Annotated in this window: 18 protein-coding genes; 15 read left to right on the top strand and 3 right to left on the bottom strand. The window is 71.4% G+C overall.

The annotated features are described in order from the left end of the window. Positions 1–51: 51 nt before the first annotated feature. A complete protein-coding gene (locus IEY56_RS03415; RefSeq protein WP_189035536.1) occupies positions 52–2,280 on the bottom strand; it encodes an MMPL family transporter in 2,229 nt (742 codons plus the stop codon). Positions 2,281–2,381: 101 nt separating this feature from the next. Here IEY56_RS03415 and IEY56_RS03410 point away from each other — a divergent pair, with 101 nt between their 5' ends. From IEY56_RS03410 to IEY56_RS03370, 9 genes are all read left to right on the top strand, one after another. Next, positions 2,382–3,098: a TetR/AcrR family transcriptional regulator gene (locus IEY56_RS03410; protein WP_229711579.1), complete on the top strand. Its 717-nt coding sequence runs from the start codon at positions 2,382–2,384 to the stop codon at positions 3,096–3,098. 241 nt (positions 3,099–3,339) lie between these two features. Next, positions 3,340–4,254, top strand: coding sequence for a squalene synthase HpnC (gene hpnC / locus IEY56_RS03405; RefSeq protein ID WP_189035535.1), 915 nt, complete (start codon positions 3,340–3,342; stop codon positions 4,252–4,254). Between the two features lie 25 nt (positions 4,255–4,279). Then, a complete protein-coding gene (gene hpnD, locus IEY56_RS03400; protein WP_229711578.1) occupies positions 4,280–5,203 on the top strand; it encodes a presqualene diphosphate synthase HpnD in 924 nt (307 codons plus the stop codon). An 11-nt stretch (positions 5,204–5,214) separates the two neighbouring features. Then, the gene (gene hpnE / locus IEY56_RS03395) at positions 5,215–6,657 is read left to right on the top strand and encodes a hydroxysqualene dehydroxylase HpnE (RefSeq protein WP_189035533.1); all 1,443 of its coding nucleotides are present in this window, start codon (positions 5,215–5,217) and stop codon (positions 6,655–6,657) included. Continuing rightward, complete coding sequence (locus IEY56_RS03390; protein ID WP_189035532.1) at positions 6,654–7,784, top strand: polyprenyl synthetase family protein; 1,131 nt, start codon at positions 6,654–6,656, stop codon at positions 7,782–7,784. Before hpnE ends, IEY56_RS03390 begins: the two co-directional genes overlap by 4 nt. Positions 7,785–7,872: 88 nt before the next feature. Beyond that, a complete protein-coding gene (gene shc, locus IEY56_RS03385; protein WP_189035531.1) occupies positions 7,873–9,963 on the top strand; it encodes a squalene--hopene cyclase in 2,091 nt (696 codons plus the stop codon). Beyond that, complete coding sequence (locus IEY56_RS03380) at positions 9,960–10,685, top strand: phosphorylase family protein (protein WP_189035530.1); 726 nt, start codon at positions 9,960–9,962, stop codon at positions 10,683–10,685. Before shc ends, IEY56_RS03380 begins: the two co-directional genes overlap by 4 nt. Before the next feature lie 7 nt (positions 10,686–10,692). Beyond that, positions 10,693–11,706, top strand: coding sequence for an adenosyl-hopene transferase HpnH (gene hpnH / locus IEY56_RS03375; RefSeq protein WP_189035529.1), 1,014 nt, complete (start codon positions 10,693–10,695; stop codon positions 11,704–11,706). 70 nt (positions 11,707–11,776) lie between these two features. After that, positions 11,777–13,159: an aspartate aminotransferase family protein gene (locus IEY56_RS03370; RefSeq protein WP_189035528.1), complete on the top strand. Its 1,383-nt coding sequence runs from the start codon at positions 11,777–11,779 to the stop codon at positions 13,157–13,159. 73 nt (positions 13,160–13,232) lie between these two features. On the opposite strand, the gene IEY56_RS03365 is transcribed toward IEY56_RS03370, so the two are convergent. Beyond that, positions 13,233–14,030 carry a tyrosine-protein phosphatase gene (locus tag IEY56_RS03365; protein ID WP_189035527.1) on the bottom strand — a complete coding sequence of 266 codons (798 nt, stop codon included), beginning with the start codon at positions 14,028–14,030 and terminating at the stop codon, positions 13,233–13,235. A gap of 789 nt (positions 14,031–14,819) precedes the next feature. Here IEY56_RS03365 and IEY56_RS03360 point away from each other — a divergent pair. The 5 genes from IEY56_RS03360 to IEY56_RS03340 all read left to right on the top strand — a co-directional run bounded on the left by IEY56_RS03360 (position 14,820) and on the right by IEY56_RS03340 (position 18,885). Further along, on the top strand, positions 14,820–16,733 hold the full coding sequence (locus IEY56_RS03360) for an ATP-binding protein (RefSeq protein ID WP_229711577.1): 1,914 nt from the start codon (positions 14,820–14,822) through the stop codon (positions 16,731–16,733). 200 nt (positions 16,734–16,933) lie between these two features. Further along, positions 16,934–17,350 (top strand): roadblock/LC7 domain-containing protein, encoded by a 417-nt coding sequence (locus IEY56_RS03355; protein WP_045864578.1) that lies wholly within the window; start codon positions 16,934–16,936, stop codon positions 17,348–17,350. A gap of 9 nt (positions 17,351–17,359) precedes the next feature. Next, positions 17,360–17,743, top strand: a complete 384-nt coding sequence (locus IEY56_RS03350; protein WP_189035526.1) for a DUF742 domain-containing protein — start codon at positions 17,360–17,362, stop codon at positions 17,741–17,743. Then, on the top strand, positions 17,721–18,326 hold the full coding sequence (locus IEY56_RS03345; protein WP_189035525.1) for a GTP-binding protein: 606 nt from the start codon (positions 17,721–17,723) through the stop codon (positions 18,324–18,326). Before IEY56_RS03350 ends, IEY56_RS03345 begins: the two co-directional genes overlap by 23 nt. Then, positions 18,307–18,885 (top strand): GAF domain-containing protein, encoded by a 579-nt coding sequence (locus IEY56_RS03340; RefSeq protein WP_189035524.1) that lies wholly within the window; start codon positions 18,307–18,309, stop codon positions 18,883–18,885. Before IEY56_RS03345 ends, IEY56_RS03340 begins: the two co-directional genes overlap by 20 nt. Positions 18,886–18,956: 71 nt before the next feature. On the opposite strand, the gene IEY56_RS03335 is transcribed toward IEY56_RS03340, so the two are convergent. Next, entirely contained in the window at positions 18,957–20,159 is a 1,203-nt protein-coding gene (locus IEY56_RS03335; RefSeq protein WP_189035523.1) for an acyl-CoA dehydrogenase family protein, read from the bottom strand. Positions 20,160–20,882: 723 nt separating this feature from the next. Between IEY56_RS03335 and IEY56_RS03330 the strand changes: the two genes are divergently transcribed. Continuing rightward, a complete protein-coding gene (locus IEY56_RS03330; protein WP_189035522.1) occupies positions 20,883–21,824 on the top strand; it encodes an alpha/beta fold hydrolase in 942 nt (313 codons plus the stop codon). Positions 21,825–21,872 lie beyond the last annotated feature (48 nt).

The raw sequence follows: 21,872 nt of genomic DNA, 5'->3' as shown, positions 1-21,872 counted from the left end.
TTCCGGATCAGCCGCTCCTCTGTGTGCCCCCCCCGGGGCGTGACGTGGCCGTCAGACGCCTGCGTGCGTGCGCTCGGCCGCGGCCTGCTCCGGCTCCCGCTCCGGCTTCGCCGCTGGCGCCGACTCCTCCAGCCCGACCTTGGCGTGCAGCCGCCGCAGCAGCCGCGGCGCGTACCAGGCTCCCCGCCCCAGCAGCCGCATCGCGGCGGGCACCAGCACGCCCCGTACGGCGACCGCGTCGATGAGGATCGCCAGGCCGCTTCCCAGGCCGAACATCTGGAGGAAGCTGATCTCGCTCGTGCCGAAGGCGAAGAAGCTGACGGCGAGCAGCCCCGCGGCCATCGTGACGATGCGGCCGGTGCGGGAGAGCCCGCGGGTGACGGCGTCGGTGTTGCCGGCCCCCGCGTCGTGCAGCTCCTTGATCCGGCTGGTGACGAAGACCTCGTAGTCCATGGAGAGGCCGAAGACGATGCAGAACATCAGCACCGTCATGGAGGTGTCCATCGGCATCTCGGTGAAGCCGAGGAACGAGGAGAGATGGCCGTCCTGGAAGATCCAGACCATCGCCCCGATCGAGGCGGTCAGGCTCACGGTGTTCAGCAGGAGCGCGCGCAGCGGCTGCACGACGCTCCCGGTGAAGAGGAACAGCAGCACGAAGGTGGTGCCGACGACCATGCCGACGGCCGCGGGCAGCCGGTCGCCGATCGACGCCTTGGTGTCGACGAGCTGGGCGTCCTGGCCGCCCACCAGCGCCTCGCCGCTGCCGGGCGCCGGGATCTCCCTGATGTCGCGCACCACGTCCTGAGCGCCGTCCGAACCGGCCTTCCCGTCGGGTGTGACGGTGAGCAGCTGCGCGTCCGGACGTCCCAGGGCCGCCTCGGACCGGCCGGGCGGTGAGGACTGCCCCTGCGCGTAGATGCCGGTGCTGGCCTGCACGCGCTCGACTCCGTCGAGCCGCGAGACGCGGGCGGCGTAGCCGTCGAGCTCGTCCTCGGCCACCGCCGAGGTGGTGACGATCTGGAGGGCGTCCGCGGAGCTGCCGGGGAAGTCCTTCGCGAGCGCCGAACTGACCTGCCGGCTCTGGGCGTCCTCGGGCAGGACACGCTCGTCCGGCATTCCGAACCGTGCGCCCAGCAGCGGGCTCGCGGCCAGCAGCAGCACCGCGAGAACGGGAAGCGCGGTCAGGAGGGGCCTGCGCATGACGGTGCGGGCGAGGTTGCCCCACACCGGTGCGTCAGGCCGGCGCACGGCGTCCGCCCAGGGCAGGCGCCCCTTGTTGACGCGGTGGCCGAGCACGGCCAGCAGCGCCGGCACGACGACCAGCGCGGCCAGCGCCGCGATGGCGACGACGCCGATCCCGGCGTAGGCGAACGAGCGCAGGAAGAACGGCGGGAACAGCAGCAGCGCGGCGAGCGCGGCCACGACCGTCGCGGCGGAGAAGGCGATGGTGCGTCCGGCCGTGGTGACGGTGGTCCGCAGGGCGTCGGCCACGGTGTCGCCGTCGGCGAGGCGCTCGCGGAACCGGCTGACGATCAGCAGCCCGTAGTCGATGCCGAGCCCGAGCCCCAGCGCGGTGGTGAGGTTGACGGAGAAGACCGAGACGTCGGTCATGCTGCCGAGCACGTACAGCTCGGCGAAGGTGCCCAGCACCGCTATCAGCCCGATGGCCAGCGGCAGCAGCGCAGCGACGAAGCTGCCGAAGGCGATGACGAGAAGAATCAGGGTCAGCGGGACGGCGATGGCCTCGGCGACGGCCAGGTCGGCCGAGACCTGGCTGGAGATGTCGTTGTTGAGGGCGGCGGCACCGCCGGCCCGTACCTCCAGCGGGCCCCTGTCACCGCTCCACTCGTCGGTGATCTCCTTGGCGCTGTCGGCGACCTCGGTGCTGTCCCCCTTCACGTGGGCCAGTACGAGTGCCCGCGTGCCGTCCTCCGAGGTGAGAGCGGCGCCGCCGCGCCCCCAGTAGGAGGAGACGTGGGAGATCCCCGGCTCCTTCTCGAGGCCCTCGGTCAGTTCGCGGCCCGCTTCCCGCACCGCTGCGGATTCCAGGCTGCCGCTGTCGGGCCTCACGAGCAGTACGAGGTTGTCCTCGCCGCCGAACTTCTCCTCGATCACGCTCTGCGCACGGCTCGACGGCGCGTCCGGATCCTCGAAGCCGCCGGCCTGCAGCTTGCCGAAAGCGCCGAATCCGACGGCCCCCATGGCCAGCACCGCTATGAGGCTGAGCGCGAGCAGCGCCCGGGGTCGGCGCAGCGTCAGCTCCGCGATTCTTCGTAGCACGGTTGCCCCCATGAAGAGTGGTCTGCGCACCGATGTTTACGGTGTCAACTTAGACTCTTCCAGTTGATGTTAATGCTGTCAACATTGGGCAGGATGGAAGTATGGCGGACATGGGAGCGAAGACCGGTGCGGGGACGGGTGCGGCCGCGGAAGGACCCGGCGGGGGCAGGCGTGCCCGCGGTCCGAAGACCGCCTACCACCACGGCGACCTGCGCAACGCGCTCATCGACGCCGCGACCGGGCTCGCCCGCGACGGCGGCCCGGAGGCGATCGTGCTGCGCGCCGCCGCCCGCCGCGTCGGCGTCTCCCCGACGGCCGCATACCGGCACTTCGCCGGCCAGGGGGACCTGCTGCACGCGGTCAAGGAGCTGGGGCAGCGGCGCCTGACGGAGTCGATGGAGGCGGCCGCCGCGCTCGCGCCCCCGGACTCCGGCCCCCGCGCCGCCGAGGAGCGCGTCCGCGCCATCGGGCGCGGCTACCTCGCCTTCGCCCGCAAGGAGCCCGGCCTCTACCGGGTCGCCTTCTGCCGCGACCCCCTCACGGTCAACTCGCTCGACGGCGCGATCGAGCCCGGCGACGAGGACACCTGGGGCTTCCGCTCCTTCGGCATCCTCGTCCAGGCCCTCGACTCCCTCGTCGAGAGCGGCGGCATGGCTCCGTACCGCCGCACCGGCGCGGAGCTCACCGCCTGGGCCACCGTCCACGGGCTGGCCATGCTCTTCCTCGACGGGCCGCTCTCGCAGCTGACGGAGGATGAGACCGACGCAGTCGCCGAGCGCGCCTTCGACCTCCTGATTGCCGGATTCACCGCGCCCTGAGTGCCATTCATTCCGCTGCCGAAATGCGCCCGCGCACGGGTTGAGTGACGGCCGCACAGGCCCCTCCGCGCAGCGGTAAATGCGCTTTGCGCTGCCGTTTTACGGGGCGCCCTGCTGCTTCATTACGGGCCGCCGTCCCGGCCGTCCGCCCTCGCCATGCCCATGCGGCGTGTCCGAAATAGGATGTTTTTCTCCAGCGGTGTAGAAACGGAGATGTGACGGCAATGGCTTCTGGCAGCACGTGGTGAGCGCGGAGGCGGACGCGCATGCGCGTGCCGTTCTCGCCAAGGCCACTCGGGAGAACTTCCCCGTGGCTCCCAGATTTCTGCCGCGGCAATGGCGCGAGGACCTGATGTCCGTCTACGGCTACGCCCGGCTTGTCGACGACATCGGCGACGGGGACCTCGCTCCGGGCGGACGCGACGCGCACTACCTGGGACTCGACCCCGACTGGGGGAGCGACAAGCCCGCCGGCCGGCTCGCCATGCTCGACGCGTTCGAAGCCGATCTGCGCCGCCTCTTCGACTCGGGCACCGACGGCCCCCGCCACCCGCTGCTGCGTGCGCTCGCGCCCACCGTGCGGCGCCGCGACCTCACCCCCGAGCCCTTCCTGGCGCTCATCGAGGCCAACCGCCAGGACCAGAAGGTCCGCCGCTACGCGGACCACGCCGAACTGCTCGCCTACTGCGAACTGTCGGCCAACCCCGTGGGCCACCTCGTGCTGGCCATCACCGGCACCGCCACTCCGGAGCGCATCCGCTACTCCGACGACGTCTGCTCCGGCCTGCAGATCGTCGAGCACCTCCAGGACGTCGCCGAGGACTTCCGCCGCGACCGCATCTACCTCCCCGCCGAGGACATGGCCCGCTTCCAGGTCACGGAGGAGGACCTCGGGGCGCCGACGGCCGGCGCGTCCGTGCGCGCGCTGGTCGCCGTCGAGGCCGAACGCGCCCGTGCTCTGCTCTCGTCGGGCGACGCTCTCGTGGCCAGCGTCCACGGGCGGCTGAAGCTGCTGCTGGCCGGGTTCACCGGCGGCGGGCGTGCCGCGCTGCGGGCCATCGGCCGCGCCGGTTACGACGTACTACCAGGACCTCCCCGAGCCACCACGCGCGGTCTGCTGCGCGAGGTGGCCGCAACCTTGCGAAGAGAGGGGTGAGCGGACCGTGGAGAGAGTCCGGCCCGTGCTGCACGTACCGCCGGCGGTGGCCGCCGCGTACAGCTACTGCGAGTCCGTGACGGGCCAGCAGGCCCGCAACTTCGCCTACGGCATCCGGCTGCTGCCGACCGGGAAGCGGCGGGCGATGTCCGCGCTCTACGCGTTCTCGCGACGCGTCGACGACATCGGCGACGGCTCCCTCGAACGCTCCGTCAAGGAGTCCCGGCTGGAGGCGACCCGGGAGCTGCTGGAACGTATCCGGTCGGACGCGATCGGGGAGGACGACACGGACCCCGTCGCCGTGGCCCTCAGTGACGCGGCACGCCGCTACCCGCTGCCGCTCGGCGGCCTCGACGAACTCATCGACGGCGTGCTGCTGGACGTCCGCGGTTCCACCTACGGCACCTGGGAGGAGCTGGAGGTCTACTGCCGCTGCGTGGCGGGGGCGATCGGACGCCTCTCACTGGGCGTCTTCGGCACCCTCCCGGGGGCGCGGGAGGGATCCCGGGCGCCGGAGTACGCGGACACGCTCGGCCTCGCACTCCAACTCACCAACATCCTCCGGGATCTGCGGGAGGACGCCGACAACGGGCGCACCTACCTGCCCGCGGAGGACCTGGAGAAGTTCGGCTGCTCTCCCGATTTCCCCAGCAGGGACGTTCCTTCTGAAGGTGACTTCCGCGGACTGATGCAGCATGAGGTGCAGCGCGCCCGCGCCCTCTTCCGGCACGGCTACCGGCTGCTTCCCCTGCTCGACCGCAGGTCGGGCGCGTGCGTGGCAGCCATGGCCGGGATCTACCAGCGGCTTCTGGAGCGCATCGCGGCCGATCCGTACGCGGTCCTCCGCCGTCGCGTCTCGCTTCCGAGCAGGCAGAAGGCGTACGTGGCCGTGCGCGGCCTCTCCGGCGTCGACGCGCGGCAGGCCGCCCGGCGGAGCACGCGCACATGAGGGGAGTGGACATGGGGACGGCACCCGGGCACGGCGGCGGGCGGGAGCCCCGCCGCGCCGTCGTGATCGGCGGAGGCCTCGCGGGCGCCACCGCGGCGCTGCGGCTCGCCGGTGCCGGTGTGGCGACCACGCTGTTCGAAGCCCGGCCGCGCCTGGGCGGGCTCGCGTTCTCCTTCCGGCGGGACTCCTCCGACGGCGTGCTGAGCGTCGACAACGGCCAGCACGTGCATCTGCGCTGCTGCACCGCGTACAACTGGTTCCTGGAGCGGATCGGCGCTCGTGACCTCGCGCCGCTGCAGCGGCGGCTGGACGTGCCCGTGCTGGACGCCGCCCGCCACCGTCCCCGGCTGGGGCGGCTGAGCCGCGCCGCCCTGCCCGTGCCCCTGCACCTGGCCGGGAGCCTCGCCGCCTACCGCCACCTCTCCCCGGCGGAGCGGCTCGCGGCCTGCCGCGCCGCGCTGGCGCTGGGGAAGCTGGACCCGGCCGATCCCGCCCTGGACGGCGTCGACTTCGCGACCTGGCTGCACCGCCAGGGGCAGAGCGACCGCGCGATCCGGGCGCTGTGGGACCTCGTCGGGACCGCGACCCTCAACGCCCGCGCAAGCGACGCCTCCATGGGACTGGCCGCCATGGTCTTCAAGACCGGCCTGCTCTCCGCGCCCGGCGCCGCCGACATCGGCCTGGCCCGCGTCCCGCTCGGCCACCTGCACGACACCCTGACCCGCGCCGCCCTGGTCGCGGCGGGCGTCCGCACGGTCACCCAGTCCAGGGCGCGCTCCGTCACCGCGGCCGAGAAGGGCGGCTGGCGTGTGAGCGTCGTGCACGGGCAGGCGCCGCCGCTGGACCACGAAGCCGACGCCGTCGTCCTGGCCGTGCCGCAGCGCGAAGCCCACGACCTGCTTCCCGACGGGGCGCTGGCCGACCGCAGGCGCCTTCTCGACATCGGTACCGCGCCCATCGTCAACCTGCACGTGATCTACGATCGCCGGGTGCTGCGCCGCCCGTTCTTCGCGGCGCTCGGTTCACCGCTCCAGTGGGTCTTCGACCGCACGGGCCCGTCCGGTATCAGCAGCGGCCAGTACCTCGCCGTCTCACAGTCGGCGGCGCACGAGGAGATCGACCTGCCGGTGGGCGTGCTGCGCGAGCGCTGCCTCCCCGAACTCGCGCGGCTGCTGCCCGCCGCACGGGACGCGCGCGTGCGGGACTTCTTCGTGACGCGGGAGCGTACGGCCACGTTCGATCCCCGCCCCGGGGTGGGACGGCTGCGCCCGGGAGCCCGTACAAGGGCTCCCGGTGTCTGCCTCGCCGGAGCTTGGACCGATACTGGCTGGCCAGCGACCATGGAGGGCGCAGTACGGAGCGGCATGACAGCCGCCCGGGAAGCCCTCGCCGCCATGGGCCGTCCGTACGACAGCGAAACGGTGCCCGGCACCGAAGGAAGGGCGGTGGCATGACCAGCCTCGATGCCGCAGGCACCAGGACGAACGGCGAAGACCCCGGAGGAAAGCCCGTGACCACGGCGAATCAGAAGACCGTCGTCGACGACACGAGCGTCAGCGCTCTGCTGGAGCGGGGGCGCAGGCTCGCGACCCCGGTGCTGCGCTCGGCCGTGGCCCGGCTGGCCCCGCCGATGGACACCGTCGCGGCGTACCACTTCGGGTGGATCGACGCGCAGGGCCGGCCGTCCGACGCTGACGGCGGCAAGGCCGTACGCCCCGCACTGGCCCTTCTCTCTGCCGAGGTTGCGGGCGCCACGCCGGAGACGGGGCTGCCCGGCGCGGTCGCCGTCGAGCTGGTGCACAACTTCTCGCTGCTGCACGACGACTTGATGGACGGCGACGAGCAGCGCCGCCACCGCGACACGGTGTGGAAGGTGCACGGCCCGGCGCAGGCCGTACTCGTCGGCGACGCCCTCTTCGCCCTCGCCAACGAGATCCTCCTGGAGGCCGGCACCGCCGAGGCGGGCCGCGCGACGCGGCGCCTCACGCGGGCGAGCCGCCACCTCATCGACGGGCAGGCGCAGGACATCTCGTACGAGCAGCGCGAGCGCGTCACCGTCGAGGAGTGCCTGGAGATGGAGGGCAACAAGACGGGTGCCCTGCTCGCCTGCGCCGTCTCCATCGGGGCCGTGCTGGGCGGTGCGGACGACCGCACCGCCGACGCGCTGGAGTCCTACGGCTACCACCTCGGGCTGGCCTTCCAGGCGGTCGACGACCTGCTGGGCATCTGGGGCGACCCGGAGGCCACCGGCAAGCAGACGTGGAGCGACCTGCGCCAGCGCAAGAAGTCCCTGCCCGTGGTGGCGGCTCTCGCCTCCGACGAACCCGCGTCGGAGAAGCTGGCGCAGCTGATGGCGGCGGACGCCAAGAAGAGCCAGGCCGAGTTCGAGGACTTCGACGAGGCGGAGTTCGCCGCGCGCGCCGCCCTCATCGAGGAGGCCGGGGCCCGCGAGTGGACCTCGCAGGAAGCCAAGCGTCAGCACGCCACGGCTCTCGCCGCACTCGAACCCGTCGACATGCCGGCGCATGTGCGCGAGCAACTGACGGCGCTGGCGGACTTCGTCGTCGTACGCCGGCGGTGACCGTGCGGCCGTGGTCCTCGCGGGCCGCGGCCGCACGCGGCAGGAACAACAACATTCTCCCCGGACGGACCCTTCGGAAGGGAAAGAGATGACAGCGACAACCGACGGCAGCACAGGGGCCGCGGCGGCCCGCCCACTCTCCCCTCCGAAACGGCTCCAGGGACACGGCGGCACCGGTGCGGCCCTGCTCCCAGCGGAGCCCGCGCCGGGACCGGGACAGCAGGGCGACGGGCTCGCTGCGCAGGCGGAGCGTGCGGCCCGGCTCGCTGCCGACAACCTCCTCGCGAGGCAGGACCCCCGGGGCTGGTGGAAGGGGGATCTGGAGACCAACGTCACCATGGACGCCGAGGATCTGCTGCTGCGCGAGTTCCTCGGCATCCGCGACGCGCGGACCACCGAGGAGGCGGCGCGGTTCGTCCGGTCCCAGCAGCGCGCCGACGGCACCTGGGCGACGTTCCACGGAGGGCCCGGCGAGCTTTCCACCACGGTCGAGGCGTACGTCGCGCTGCGGCTGGCGGGGGACGCGCCCGGCGAGCAGCACATGGCCCGGGCGTCCGCCTGGATCCGGGACCACGGCGGCGTCGCCTCGACCCGGATCTTCACGCGGATCTGGCTGGCGCTCTTCGGATGGTGGCGCTGGGAAGACCTCCCCGAACTGCCCCCGGAGATCATCTACTTCCCGAAGTGGTTCCCCCTCAACATCTACGACTTCGCCTGCTGGGCGCGGCAGACGATCGTGCCGCTCACGGTCGTGTCCGCGAAGCGGCCCGTACGTCCGCAGCCCTTCCCGCTGGACGAGCTGCACCGCGACCCCTCGCTGCCCAACCCGCCGCAGCGGATGGCCGGTTGGGCGAGCTGGGACGGCCTCTTCCAGCGCCTCGACCGGGTCATGCACGCCTACCGCAGAGTCGCGTCCGTGCCGCTGCGCAGGGCGGCTCTGCGCAGCGCGGCGCGGTGGATCGTCGAGCGTCAGGAGAACGACGGCTGCTGGGGCGGCATCCAGCCCCCGGCCGTCTACTCGCTGATCGCGCTCCACCTGCTCGGATACGACCTGGACCACCCCGTCATGCGAGCGGGACTGGAGTCCCTGGACCGCTTCACCGTCCGCTACGACGACGCACCGTCGGGCGGGGACGGTGTGGACGGCAGCGGCGGCACGCGCCGCATGGTGGAGGCCTGCCAGTCGCCCGTGTGGGACACGTGCCTCGCCACCGTCGCGCTCGCCGACGCCGGACTCCCCGCGGACCACCCGGCGTTGGTCAAAGCCGCCGACTGGATGCTCGGGGAGCAGGTGGTGCGCCCGGGGGACTGGTCCGTACGCAGGCCCCGACTGCGGCCCGGCGGCTGGGCGTTCGAGTTCCACAACGACAACTACCCGGACACCGACGACACGGCTGAGGTCGTCCTCGCGCTCCGCCGCGTCCGCCACCGCGATCAGGCCCGCGTGGACACCGCCGTGCGGCGCGCCGTGGACTGGACGCTGGGCATGCAGTCCCGCAACGGCGCCTGGGGAGCGTTCGACGCCGACAACGACAGCCCCTTCCCCGACCGGCTGCCCTTCTGCGACTTCGGCAAGGTCATCGACCCTCCGTCCGCGGACGTCACCGCCCACGTGGTGGAGATGCTCGCCGACGAGGGCCACCGCGACGACCCCCGCGTGCGGAGGGGAGTCGAGTGGCTGCTCGCCGAACAGGAGGCGGACGGCTCCTGGTTCGGGCGCTGGGGCGTCAACTATGTGTACGGCACGGGGGCGGTGGTGCCGGCCCTCGTCGCGGCGGGGCTGCCCGTCTCGCATCCGGCGGTCCGCCGTGCCGTGGGCTGGCTGGAGAGCGTCCAGAACGAGGATGGCGGCTGGGGCGAGGACCTGCGCTCCTACCTGCCCGAAGGCGGATGGGCGGGCCGCGGCACCACGACGGCGTCGCAGACCGGGTGGGCGCTGATGGCGCTGCTCGCGGCGGGCGAGCGGGAGTCACTGGCCGTCGAGCGGGGGATCAGCTGGCTCGCCCACAACCAGCGGGAGGACGGCTCCTGGGACGAGCCGCACTTCACCGGCACCGGCTTCCCCTGGGACTTCTCGATCAACTACCACCTGTACCGCATGGTCTTCCCGCTCACCGCACTCGGACGTTATCTGCACAGTCCCGGCGGCGCGGGCGTCGGGCGCCAGGACGCCGGATGACGCTCCCGGGCGACCAGCTCCCGCTGCTGATCGCGTGCGCGCTGGGCATCGAGCGGTTCGCCCTGCGACACCCCGCTGCGGCCGCGGACGCCGCGGCGGGACCGGTCACGGTGCTGCGTACGGGAATGGGGCCGGAGGCGGCCGGACGGGCCGTCGCCTCCGCCCTGCGCGGTGAGGCCGAGGAGGGCGGCACCGCGGTGGTCGCGACGGGCTTCTGCGCGGGCCTCGTCCCCGGCATGCATCCGGGCGACCTCGTCGTGGCCGAGGAGACGAGAGACGCGTCGGGGCGCACGGAGTGCACCGGGACGAGCCGGCTGGCCCAGGCCCTGAGCGCCTACGGGACCGTCCACACGGGGCCCGTGGCGGGGTCGGCGCACGTGGTGCGGGGCCCCGCCCGTGCGGCGCTGCACTCGGAGAGCGGGGCGGTGGCCGTCGACATGGAGTCGGCGGCCACGCTGCGCTCGGCGACGCTCACGGCCGGGCCTCTGACCACGCCCGTCACGGGAGCGGTGGCGGCAGCGAGTGCGGGGGAGGAGAACCGTCCGTCCGTGGCGGCGCTGCGGCGTCCCGTTGCGGCCGTACGGGTGGTGGTCGACGCGCCCGGACATGAACTGATCCGTCTCGGGACACTGCGAGGTGGAATATCTGCATTCCGCGTACTCCGCAGCATTCTGCCCGCATTCCTCGAATGGCACCGATCCTTGCTGCTCCCCTGGAGGTGAGCGAGTCATGGCCATGCCTCTGCGTCAGACCGTCCGAATCGGCAGCTATCTCTTCCAGCAGAAGCTGCGCGGCCGAGAGAAGTTCCCGTTGATCGTGGAGCTGGAGCCGCTGTACGCCTGCAATCTCGCATGCGAGGGCTGCGGGAAGATCCAGCACCCGGCCGGAGTGCTCAAGCAGCGGATGCCCGTGGCGCAGGCGGTGGGGGCGGTGATGGAATCCGGTGCCCCGATGGTCTCCATCGCCGGCGGAGAGCCGCTCATGCATCCTCAGATCGGCGAGATCGTCCGGCAATTGGTCGCGAAGAAGAAATACGTCTTCCTGTGCACCAACGCCATGCTCATGCGCAAGAAGATGGACGAGTTCACGCCCTCACGCTATTTCGCCTTCGCCGTGCACATCGACGGGCTGAAGGAGCGGCACGACGAATCCGTCGCCAAGGAAGGCGTGTTCGACGAGGCCGTCGAGGCGATGAAGGAGGCGAAGCGGCGCGGATTCCGGGTCACTACGAACTCCACGTTCTTCAACACGGACACCCCGCAGACCGTTATCGAGGTGCTCGACTACCTCAACGACGACCTGAAGGTCGACGAGATGATGATCTCGCCCGCCTACGCCTACGAGAAGGCCCCGGACCAGGAGCACTTCCTCGGCGTCGAGCAGACCCGGGAGCTGTTCCGCAAGGCGTTCTCCGACGGCAACCGTCGGCGCTGGCGGCTCAATCACAGCCCTCTCTTCCTCGACTTCCTCGAGGGCAAGGCCGACTTCCCCTGCACCGCGTGGGCGATCCCGAACTACTCGCTCTTCGGCTGGCAGCGTCCCTGCTACCTGATGAGCGACGGCTACGTGCCGACGTACAAGGAGCTCATCGAGGAGACGGACTGGGAGGCCTACGGCCGGGGCCGCGACGCCCGCTGCGCCAACTGCATGGCGCACTGCGGCTACGAGCCCACGGCCGTGCTGGCGACGATGGGTTCGCTGAAGGAGTCGCTGCGTGCCGCGCGGGAGACCGCACGGGCATGACCCGGTCGGCCCGTGCGCCACGGGCAGGGACGTGAACACTCGCTGACGGACACGAGAAGAGAGCCGGGCCATGAGCGACTTCGACCTCACCGCGCTTCTTCAGGAGCGCGGAGCCGAACGCTACGAACTGCACGCACGACACCTGAACCACCAACTGCCGCGCATGCTGCGGACGATCGGCTTCGACAAGGTCTACGAACGAGCCGAGGGGCCCTTCCTCTACGACAGGGAGGGCAACGAGTACCTCGACATGCTCGCGGGGTTCGGCGTGATGGGGCTGGGACGGAACCACCCCGTCGTGCGGCGCGCGCTCCACGAGGTGCTGGACGCCCAGCTCGCCGACCTCACCCGGTTCGACTGCCCGCCGCTTCCCGGGCTGCTCGCCGAGAAGCTGCTCAGCCTGGCGCCCGGCATGGAGAGGGTCTTCTTCGGCAACAGCGGAACCGAATCCGTCGAGACGGCGCTGAAGTTCGCCCGCTACGCCACGGGCCGGACGCGGATCCTCTACTGCGACCACGCGTTCCACGGGCTGACGACCGGCTCGCTCTCCGTCAACGGTGAGACGTCCTTCCGCCGCGGCTTCGACCCGCTGCTGCCCGACACCCCTGTGCCGCTCGGCGATCTCGACGCTCTGGAGAGGGAGTTGAGGCGCGGAGACGTGGCGGCGCTCATCGTGGAGCCCATCCAGGGCAAGGGCGTGCAGGCGGTACCGCCCGGATTCCTGTCGTCGGCCGGTGAACTGCTGCGCCGCCACGGCGCGTTGCTGATCGCGGACGAGGTGCAGACGGGACTCGGACGCACGGGCGACATGTTCGCCTACCAGCACGAGGCCGGCGCCGAACCGGACCTGGTGTGCGTGGCGAAGGCGCTCTCCGGCGGCTACGTCCCCGTCGGGGCGACGCTCGGCAAGGAGTGGATCTTCAATAAGGTCTACTCGTCGATGGACCGCGTCCAGGTGCACTCGGCCAGCTTCGGCTCCAACGCGCAGGCCATGGCCGCCGGGCTCGCCACCCTCCATGTGCTGGAGAGCGACAACCTCATCGCGAGGTCACGGCGTACGGGAGACCTGCTGCGCAGCAGGCTCTCCGCGATGGTCGGCGACTACGAGATGCTGCACGAGGTGCGGGGCCGCGGACTGATGACCGGCATCGAGTTCGGCAGGCCCAAGTCCCTTTCCCTGCGCGGGCGATGGTCGATGCTCCAGGCGGCGCGCAAGGGGCTGTTCGCGCAGATGGTGGTGGTGCCGCTGATGCAGCGGCACCACATCCTGACCCAGGTCTCCGGCGACGAACTGGAGGTCATCAAGCTGACTCCGCCGCTGGTGATCGGGGAGCCGGAGGTCGAGCGCTTCGTGACCGCCTTCAGGGAGATCATGGACGAGGCGCACAACGGCGGGGGGCTGCTGTGGGACTTCGGGCGGAACCTCGTCAAGCAGGCCGTCGCGAACCGCTGAGCCCCGGCCCCTGTCCCAGCCGACCGGGTCTCATCGTCCGTGACCCGGCCGCCCCTCGTCTCAGCCGCCTCGCTCAGCCGTCCTCCAGCAGCCTGTCCCGCAGGCGTTCGTGGGTCGCCGCCTCGAGTCCGAGCCCCTCGGAGAGGTACCGCTCGACTCCGCCCCAGGTGTCGTCGATGGTCGTGAGGGCAGCGGCGAGGTACGTGGGGTGGGCGTCGAAGAGCGGCGAGAGAAGCTCCTGCACCTCGGGCGACATGCCGGCCCGCGACTTCTCGCTCCGGTACATCTTGTAGCGGCGGTGCCGGGCGTTGGACTCCAGGTAGTCGGCCTCGATGTCCGTCTTGTCCACGCCCAGCGCCAGCAGCGTCACGGCGACCGACAGCCCGGCGCGGTCCTTCCCGGCGGCGCAGTGCATGAGCGCGGGGACGCTGCCGTCGGCGAGTTCGTGGAGGATCCGGCTGTGCTCCCTCGTGCGCCCCGTGATGATGGAGCGGTACGAGTCGATCATCCGGGCCGCTCCCTTGCCGTCGGAGAGGACCATGCGCAACTGGTCGAGCTCGCCGTCCCGCACCATCTTCCAGAACTCCGCGCCGTCCGCGGGGTCGCTGAGAGGGAGATTCACGTAGCGCACGCCCGGCAGCTCGACGTCAGGTCCTTCGAGCGCCTGGTCGGCGGAGTTGCGGAAGTCGTAGACCGTGTGGAGACCGAGGCCCTTGAGGAAATCGGCGTCGTCCTCCGTCGCATGAGCGAGGTGGCCGCTGCGGAAGAGGACGCCGTGGCGGAGGCGCCGTCCGTCGGCCGTCGGCACTCCGCCGAGGTCGCGGAAGTTGCGCACTCCGGTCAGCGCCGGTTCGGCGGACTGCTGGCTCACGGATGCTCCTTCGGTAAGCGGGTGCTCGCTGACGCGCGGACGCGGCCGACGATACGACATGCGCTCGTTGCGGGAGAGTGCGCGACGCCCCACTGCCACGGAGGGAATCCGTGTCTGTGCGGAGGGTGAGTGCGGGACATTCGGCGGGGGTTGGATGTGAGACAAAACGGGGGCGAATTCCGGACGCGTTCGAGGGCGACTCGGGGGAGGCGCCCCCGGCGCACAAGGGGGCGCATATGCCTGTGTCAGCCCGGCGGTGAGAGCCGGTCATGTCGTCCTTGCCCCGTAGGCCGGTATTGGCGTGCCGGGCGCCGTGGCGGATGAGCGTCACCGTCCGTGAAGGGCTTTCCCGCGTGCGTCGCACGGGTTCCGGGTGGTGCGCCGGGGGTCGGCCGGTACGAGGCGGGGGAGGAGAACCGCAGGCGGGGCAGAGGGTGGAGGGGGAGCGGCCGCCGCGTCCGGCCGGCCCGACGGGCGGCGGCGTTCCGGCGTGCTCGGCCGCGGGCGGCCCCGAAGGGTAACTGCCGGGCTCCGTACGGCAGTTAAGATCTTGGACCGTGTCCCGACGAGTGGTGCCGATCTTCACTCGTTCGGAGGTGGCGAGGGGTGGCGAATATGTCAAGCGCACCCGCACCACGTTGCCGAGAGGACTAGCGTGACCGTAGCGCTGTGAGAGCGAACTGACGCGCGCTGTGATCGTGCTTCGAGGAAGCCCACCCGCAGACCTCAACTCAACCGAGGAATTCGATGCCTGAACCCCCGAGCCATGCGGTCCAGACAGGAAGGGGTATGTCCGCTCCCGCACCTTCCCAGGGGCCTCACCCCGGCAAGGCGCCGCTCCCGGTCGCCTCGCCGGAATCGCGGGGCACGGCAGTCCACGGCTCGTACGGAACGCCGGCGCCGGGCGTCAACGGCTCGCGGCGCCGGCACGGACGCGCCCCGGCACCCCGCACTCCCAGCGACGCCGCGTTCCGCCGGCACCTGGTGCGGCTGGCCGTGCTGCCCGCGGGGATCGTCGCGGTCGCAGGCGCCGCCGTCGTCGCGTACGTGATGAGCGTCGAGGGCGGTCCCGGAGCCTCCGCCGCTCCCGCTCCGGGCGACGACGGCGCCGTCGTCTGGAGCGTGCTGGCCGGCGCGCTCTTACTCGTCTGCGGCGCCGTCGCCGGCGCCGCCTACGCGGCGACCTCCCAGGCCCGCCGCGTACTCGAACGCCACACCGCGCTGCGCCGCTCCGTCGCGCGGGGCCGCTCCGAGATCCAGGCCCTGCTGCAGTGCCTGGAGCAGGGCGACCGCCCGCACCTGCGCCCGCACCCCGCGCTCCCCGAGCCCGGCGAGCGCGCGGACGCCGTCGAGCTGCTCGCCCACGAACTCGAACTCGCCCAGCACTCGGCCGAGTCGGCCGTCACCCGGGCCGCCGCCCTCGTACGCAGCAACTCCAGCAGCAACGAGGAGAAGGTCGAGGTCTTCGTCAACCTCGCCCGGCGCCTGCAGTCCCTGGTCCACCGCGAGATCGAGCTGCTGGACGACCTGGAGAACCAGGTCGAGGACCCCGACCTCCTCAAGGGCCTCTTCCACGTCGACCACCTGGCCACCCGGATCCGCCGCCACGCTGAGAACCTCGCGGTCCTCGGCGGCGCGGTCTCCCGCCGGCAGTGGAGCCGCCCGGTCACTATGACCGAGGTGCTGCGCTCCGCCATCGCCGAGGTCGAGCACTACCCCCGCGTGAAGCTGGTGCCCCCGATCGAGGGGACCCTCCGCGGTCATGCCGTGGCCGACGTCATCCACCTCCTGGCCGAACTCGTCGAGAACGCGACGGTGTTCTCCGCCCCGCACACCCAGGTCCTGCTGCGCGCACAGCATGTGACGGCAGGGCTGGCCATCGAGGTCGAGGACCGCGGGCTGGGCATGACGCCCGCCGAGCAGAGCCGCATGAACGCCGTGCTCTCCGACCCCGAACGCATCGACGTGGGCGAGCTGTTGCAGGACGGGCGCATCGGGCTGTTCGTGGTCTCGGCGCTCGCGCAGCGGCACGGCATCGTCGTCCAGCTGCAGAGCAACATCTACGGCGGTATTCAGGCCGTGCTCGTACTGCCGCGCGAGGTGCTCGGCGAGGAGCCGGGCAACGGGGCGCAGCAGAAGGGCAACGTCGCGGGGTCCGCGGTGCGGACCGCCAACGCGGCTGCCTCCGGCGGCGGTTCGGCCGGTATCGCTGTCGCGGCGTCCGCCACCCGGCACGGTGCGGCCGAGGCGAGAACCGGCGACACGACGGAACTCCCGCGGGTGCGGACCGGCAGCCCCGAGCACGCGCGCACGCCCGCCCCCGAACGGAGCCGGCCGGTCCCCGCCCAGTCCGCGGCCCGTTCGCAGCCCCTGCCCCAGCCGTCGGGCACGCAGTACGCGCCCGCCGCCCACTCCGGTCCGGCCCCCTCCGCGCGTCCCGGTCCGCAGCCTCCCCTGCAGGTCCACACGCCGGGCCCGTCCAGAGCGGCGGGGAACGGGGAGCGCCCCGAACTCCCCAAACGCCGCCGCCAGGAGCACCTGGTCCCCGAACTCCGGGACACTCCGCCGGCAAGGCAGGAAGGCGCCACCGCCGACTGGGACGAGACGGCGCAGGGCCACGACCCCGGTCTGATGGCCGCGTTCCAGCGCGGCACGAGCCTCGCCGAGGACACCGGCGGCGAAGCACCCCGTCCCGCCGATTAGGCGGCTGTAGTTCGGGCCCCGCCGCCGTTGCGCGGGGCTGTCGCGCCCGCGGGAGCGGGCCCCCGAAGAGGTCAACGCGCCCGCGCCCCAACGTACTCGGGGCGCCGGGCCGCCCTCCACACGAATGCCCGCGGACATGGCCCCGCTCGGCCCCGTTCCGCCCGCTCTGCGGTACAGCTCTGAAGGAGAAGAACGCGATCATGGTGAGCGAAGCCCCCATCGGACACACGACAGACCTCTCCTGGCTCCTGACCGGACTCGTGGAGCGCGTCCCCCACACGCGCAGCGCGCTGCTGCTGTCCTCCGACGGTCTCGTGAAGGCCGCTCACGGTCTGGACACGGACACCGCCGACCACATGGCGGCGCTCTCCTCCGGGCTGTACTCGCTGGCGCGCAGCGCCGGCGTGCGTTTCGGGGACGGTGGAGAGGTGCGCCAAGTGGTGGTGGAGCTGGACACTTCGCTGCTGTTCGTCTCGACCGCCGGGCAGGGAGCCTGCCTCGCCGTGCTCGCGGGGCGTGACGCCGACGCCGCGGTCCTCGGATACGAGATGGCGATGCTCGTCAAGAGCGTCCGGCCGTATCTGGGGACACCCGCGCGGCAGCCGGCCGGTCACTGAGGCGGCCGGATGAGACAGGAACCGTTAGAGGGGCCGTGGCTCGACGACGACGCCGGGCGGCTGGTCCGCCCGTACACCGTGAGCAACGGTCGTACGAAGCCGACGGCCCAATTCGACCTGCTCACAATGGTGATGGCGACCGGAGAGCGTCCCCGGAGCTACCTCGGCCCCGACCACACCCACGTGCTCCAACTCTGCGGCGGGCCCGTCTCCGTCGCAGAGATCGCCGCCCAGATCGCCCAGCCCGCAGTGGTCGCCAAAGTGCTCCTCTCCGACCTGGTCGACTGCGGTGCGATCACCTCGCGCGCGCCGGTGCGCGCGCCCCTCTCTTCCGACCCTACTGATCGAGAACTGCTGGAGGCGGTGCTGGATGGGCTCCGTAGACGACTCTGAAACGAGCCGTGCCGATCCGTTCCCTACCGCGCTGAAAATCCTCATCGCCGGGGGCTTCGGTGTCGGCAAGACCACTTTCGTCGGCGCCGTGAGCGAGATCGAACCGCTGAGCACGGAGGAGTTGCTCACGCAGGTGAGCGCCGCCACCGACAGCCTCGACGGGATCGAGAACAAGTCCACCACGACCGTGGCGATGGACTTCGGACGCATCACGCTCAGCGCCTCCCACATGCTCTACCTCTTCGGCACGCCCGGCCAGGAGCGGTTCTGGTTCATGTGGAACGAGCTGTCCGAGGGCGCTCTGGGCGCGGTGGTGCTCGCGGACACCCGCCGCCTCGAACACTGCTTCGCCGCCGTGGACTTCTTCGAGCGGCGCGGCATCACTTTCATCGTCGCGGTGAACGAGTTCGACAACTCCTACCGCTACGAGCCCGACGAGGTGCGCGCCGCGATCGACCTCAAGCCCGACGTGCCGGTGGTGCTCTGCGACGCCCGGCAGGCCAGCTCCGGCACGCAGGTCCTCGTCTCACTCGTCCAGCATCTTCTCGACACAGGGAGCTCCCATGGCACCGACGCCGTATGACCCGACCAGCCACCTCCTGCTCACGCCCGAGGACGCCGAGGCCCCCAAGAGGTCCGTGCGGCTGCGGGAGCTGGGCCTGGGAGACGCTCCCGTGCCGGAGTTCGACGACTTCGCGCGCCATCTCGCGCGGGTGACCGGCGCTCCCTTCGCGATGGTCAACTTCATCGAGGAGGACCACCAGTACTTCGCCGGTCTCTACGCCCCCGGCGCCGACCAGGCCGTGGAGCTGGATCCCTCGGGGAGCGCGGGCACGCCGGTCGGCCGTGTCATGGCGCGGGACCACGGCTACTGCCCGCACGTCATCGTGCGGCGCAAGGCGCTGGTCCTGGAGGACGTCTGCGACTATCCGCGCTTCGCCGGGAACCCGGTGGTGGACGAGATAGGCATCCGTTCCTATCTCGGCGCGCCGCTGATCGACCGTACGGGCATGGCGCTGGGCACCGTGTGCGTGGTCGACCAGGAGCCGCGTCCCTGGGGACGTCAGGGGCTGGAGACGATCAAGTCGATGGCCGCCGACCTCGTGGAGCAGATCCACCGGCGGGAGCGCGGCGGGTCCTGAACGGCCCTCTCACGCGCCGGGTTCCATCGCCGGGCCCCGCGCCGGTCTCGCGCCGGGCCCGACGGCCCCCGTCAGCAGATGGGTTCGACCTCGCACCGCACGAGTTCGCTGAGCTTCTGCGACCAGGAGCCCTTCGCCGTCCCGAGCGCGACCTCGCCGAGGCGCAGCCGCTGGATGTCGGAGGTGCCCGCGGGGGCGAAGATGTGGTGCGCGTCCCGCAGGTAGCGCTCCACGGGCCGGTCGGTGAACAGCCCCGCCGCGGCGTGGATCTCCATCGCGTCGCGGGCCGAGTCCAGGGCGTACTCGACGTTGACGAGCTTGGCGTTCATCAGCTCGGCGTCGCACTGCTCACCCCTGTCGAGCAGGTGGACGGCGTGGTAGGCGGCGAGCCGCGCGGTCATCAGCCGCGACTGCATCTGGCCGAGCTTGAGCTTGATGGAGCCGAGGTCGGCCAACGGGGCGTCGTAGCGCCTGCGTTCGGAGCAGAAGGCCGTGGTCTCGTCGAGGATCGCCTGGTGTATGCCGAGGGAGACGGCGGTGAGGTTGGCGCGGCCGTACAGCACGCTGGAGGAGTAGGCGACCGCGAGGCCGTCGCCCTCTTCTCCGAGGCGGTTGGCAACTGGGACGCGGCAGTCCTCGAAGACGAGTTCGCCGAAGCTGAAGCCGTGCAGGCCCATGGCGGGACGCTGCCGGCCGAGGGAGAAGCCCGGCGTGTCGGCCTCCACGAGGAAGGCGGTGAGCCCCTTCGATCCGGGGCCGGTGCGTACGACGACGCCGTGCAGGTCTCCGACGTGGCTGTTGCCGACGTAGACCTTGCGGCCGTTGAGGACGTAGTCGTCCCCGTCGCGTACGGCGGACGACGTCATGCCCAGGACGTGACCCCCGGACTCGTGCTCCGTGACGGCGATGGTGGGGAGGCAATCGCCGGAGGCAATTGCGGGCAGCCACGTCTTCTTTTGCTCCTCGTTGCCGAAGTGAATGATCTTCGCGACGCCGAGCTGAGAGGCCTGCACCATGGCGCCCATCGCGCCGCTCACCCTGGAGAGTTCCTCGATCACCACCGTCTTGCCGAGGTGGCCCACCCCCATGCCGCCGTAGCCCTGGGGGACCGTGGCGCCGATCCAGCCCTGGCGTGCGATCAGGCGGGAGAGGCCGACGGAGGCCGTCTTCGTGGCCTCCATCTCCTCTATCCGGGGTTTGACCTCGCTATTCGCGAACTCCCGGACCGCCGTGCGTAACCGTTCATGGTGTTGGTCCGTGAAGTAGCGTTCCATGACGAGCCCTTCTAGGCGGTTGGCTCCGCGTCCGGTTGGGCGGAGGACGTACACAGGTCGGCATCCCGCCTCTGGCATAGGCCGACTGCAATGTCGTCTATTGTCGAGCAGCCCGTTCAAGATCAACTCGAAGTTTGGCTGAAAGCCCCCTCTTGCAATCGCTACGGCTCTCCGGGGCGTTCCGGGCGGCGCCTTCGTCCCGCGGTGATGCGGGCAGATGCCCCTGCAGCCTTACCACTGGCATAGCACTGCCACAGCCCGGAGTCAGCAGTTCCTGACGATTGGCGACAAGTTGACAGGCGGCGCACCAAAAGGCGGTTGTGGGGGTGAGTCGGCGAAGGTTGAACTCCGTACCGGTTTGAGCTGGGCTCATGCCGTTCCGCCCCACTCGTCGCCCGGTGCGGGACCGTCCGGCGGCGGCGCAAAAAGGAAGGACGGCGACAACTGCCCCGCGCGCGCTCCGTCCGCCCGCGCGCGGGGAGCGAACCCCCGCGCGCGCCTTCCGTGGACGGAAAAGACGCGGCTGACTTCGGGCTTCGGCCGCGCGGCAGTACAGAAGTCGGCTTGAACTGACCGGCGTATCCGGAGCAGGGCAAGGAGAAGCGGGCGGACGCGGCCGCTCCGTGTGTGCCGCCTCCCGCCCGGCGGCCTCCTTCACGGTGTCAGCGCAGCCCAGTACGGTTGCCGTCTGCGGGCGAGGAACGAGCCGAGGAGGCGGACACCGTGGGCGGCGTACGGCAGGATCACACGACGGCGGCGGACGGCACGCGGATCGCCACCTACACCTGGCTCCCGGACGACGCGGAGGGCGCGGGAGCCGTGCCCCGGGCCCTCGTCCAGATCGCGCACGGCGCGGCCGAACACGCCCAGCGCTACGACCGGTTCGCCCGGTTCCTGTGCCGTTACGGGTACACCGTCGTCGCCAGCGACCACCGCGGGCACGGCGCGACGGCCGACCACACCGGCGGTTACGGCGTCGTCGGGGAGAGCGGCTGGCGTGCGACCGTCGAGGACCTCAAGACCGTCGGGGACCGGGTGCGGGCCGAACTCCCCGCCGGTACGCCGTTCGTGCTCCTGGGCCACAGCATGGGCTCGCAGCTCGCCCGGGACTACGCGCAGGAGTACGGGCGGGAGCTGACCGGGCTGATGCTCTCGGGCACGTTCCGCTCGCTGCCGGGATGCGAGACCGAGACCGCCGTCCGCCGGCTGGAGAAGGAGATCGAGAAGGGCGGCCGGAGCGCCCAGTCCGGCTTCGTGCCCGACCTGTTCGGGTCCTTCAACGGCCCCTACCCGCACCGCACCGGCTTCGAGTGGCTCTCCCGCGACGAGGACGAGGTCGACCTGTACGTGGCGGACGAGCGCTGCGGCTTCCCCTTCAGCGCCGGGATGTCACTGGACTGGGTGCTCGGCAGCCGGAAGATCAACGATCCGGAGCAACTGGGGCGCATCCCGCGCGACTTGCCGGTACACGTCGCCGTCGGGGACAAGGATCCCTGCAACCAGGGCATGACGCTCGTCTACGAACTCCTGGAGGACTTCCGCTACGCGGGCCTGCGCCACGTGACCTGGAACGGCTACGCGGACGCCCGGCACGAGATCCTCAACGAGACCAACAGGACCGAGGTGCAGACCGACCTGCTCCAGTGGCTCGACGCGCACGTGTGAGCCGCCGGGCCGCCCGGCCCGCTCCTCGCGGACGGACGGTGCGCACCC

Origin of the sequence: Streptomyces daqingensis, assembly GCF_014645895.1 — a bacterium.
Lineage (GTDB): Bacteria > Actinomycetota > Actinomycetes > Streptomycetales > Streptomycetaceae > Streptomyces > Streptomyces daqingensis.
Note: the sequence above shows the minus strand (reverse complement) of the source record. Positions and strands in the feature narration are given on the sequence as shown.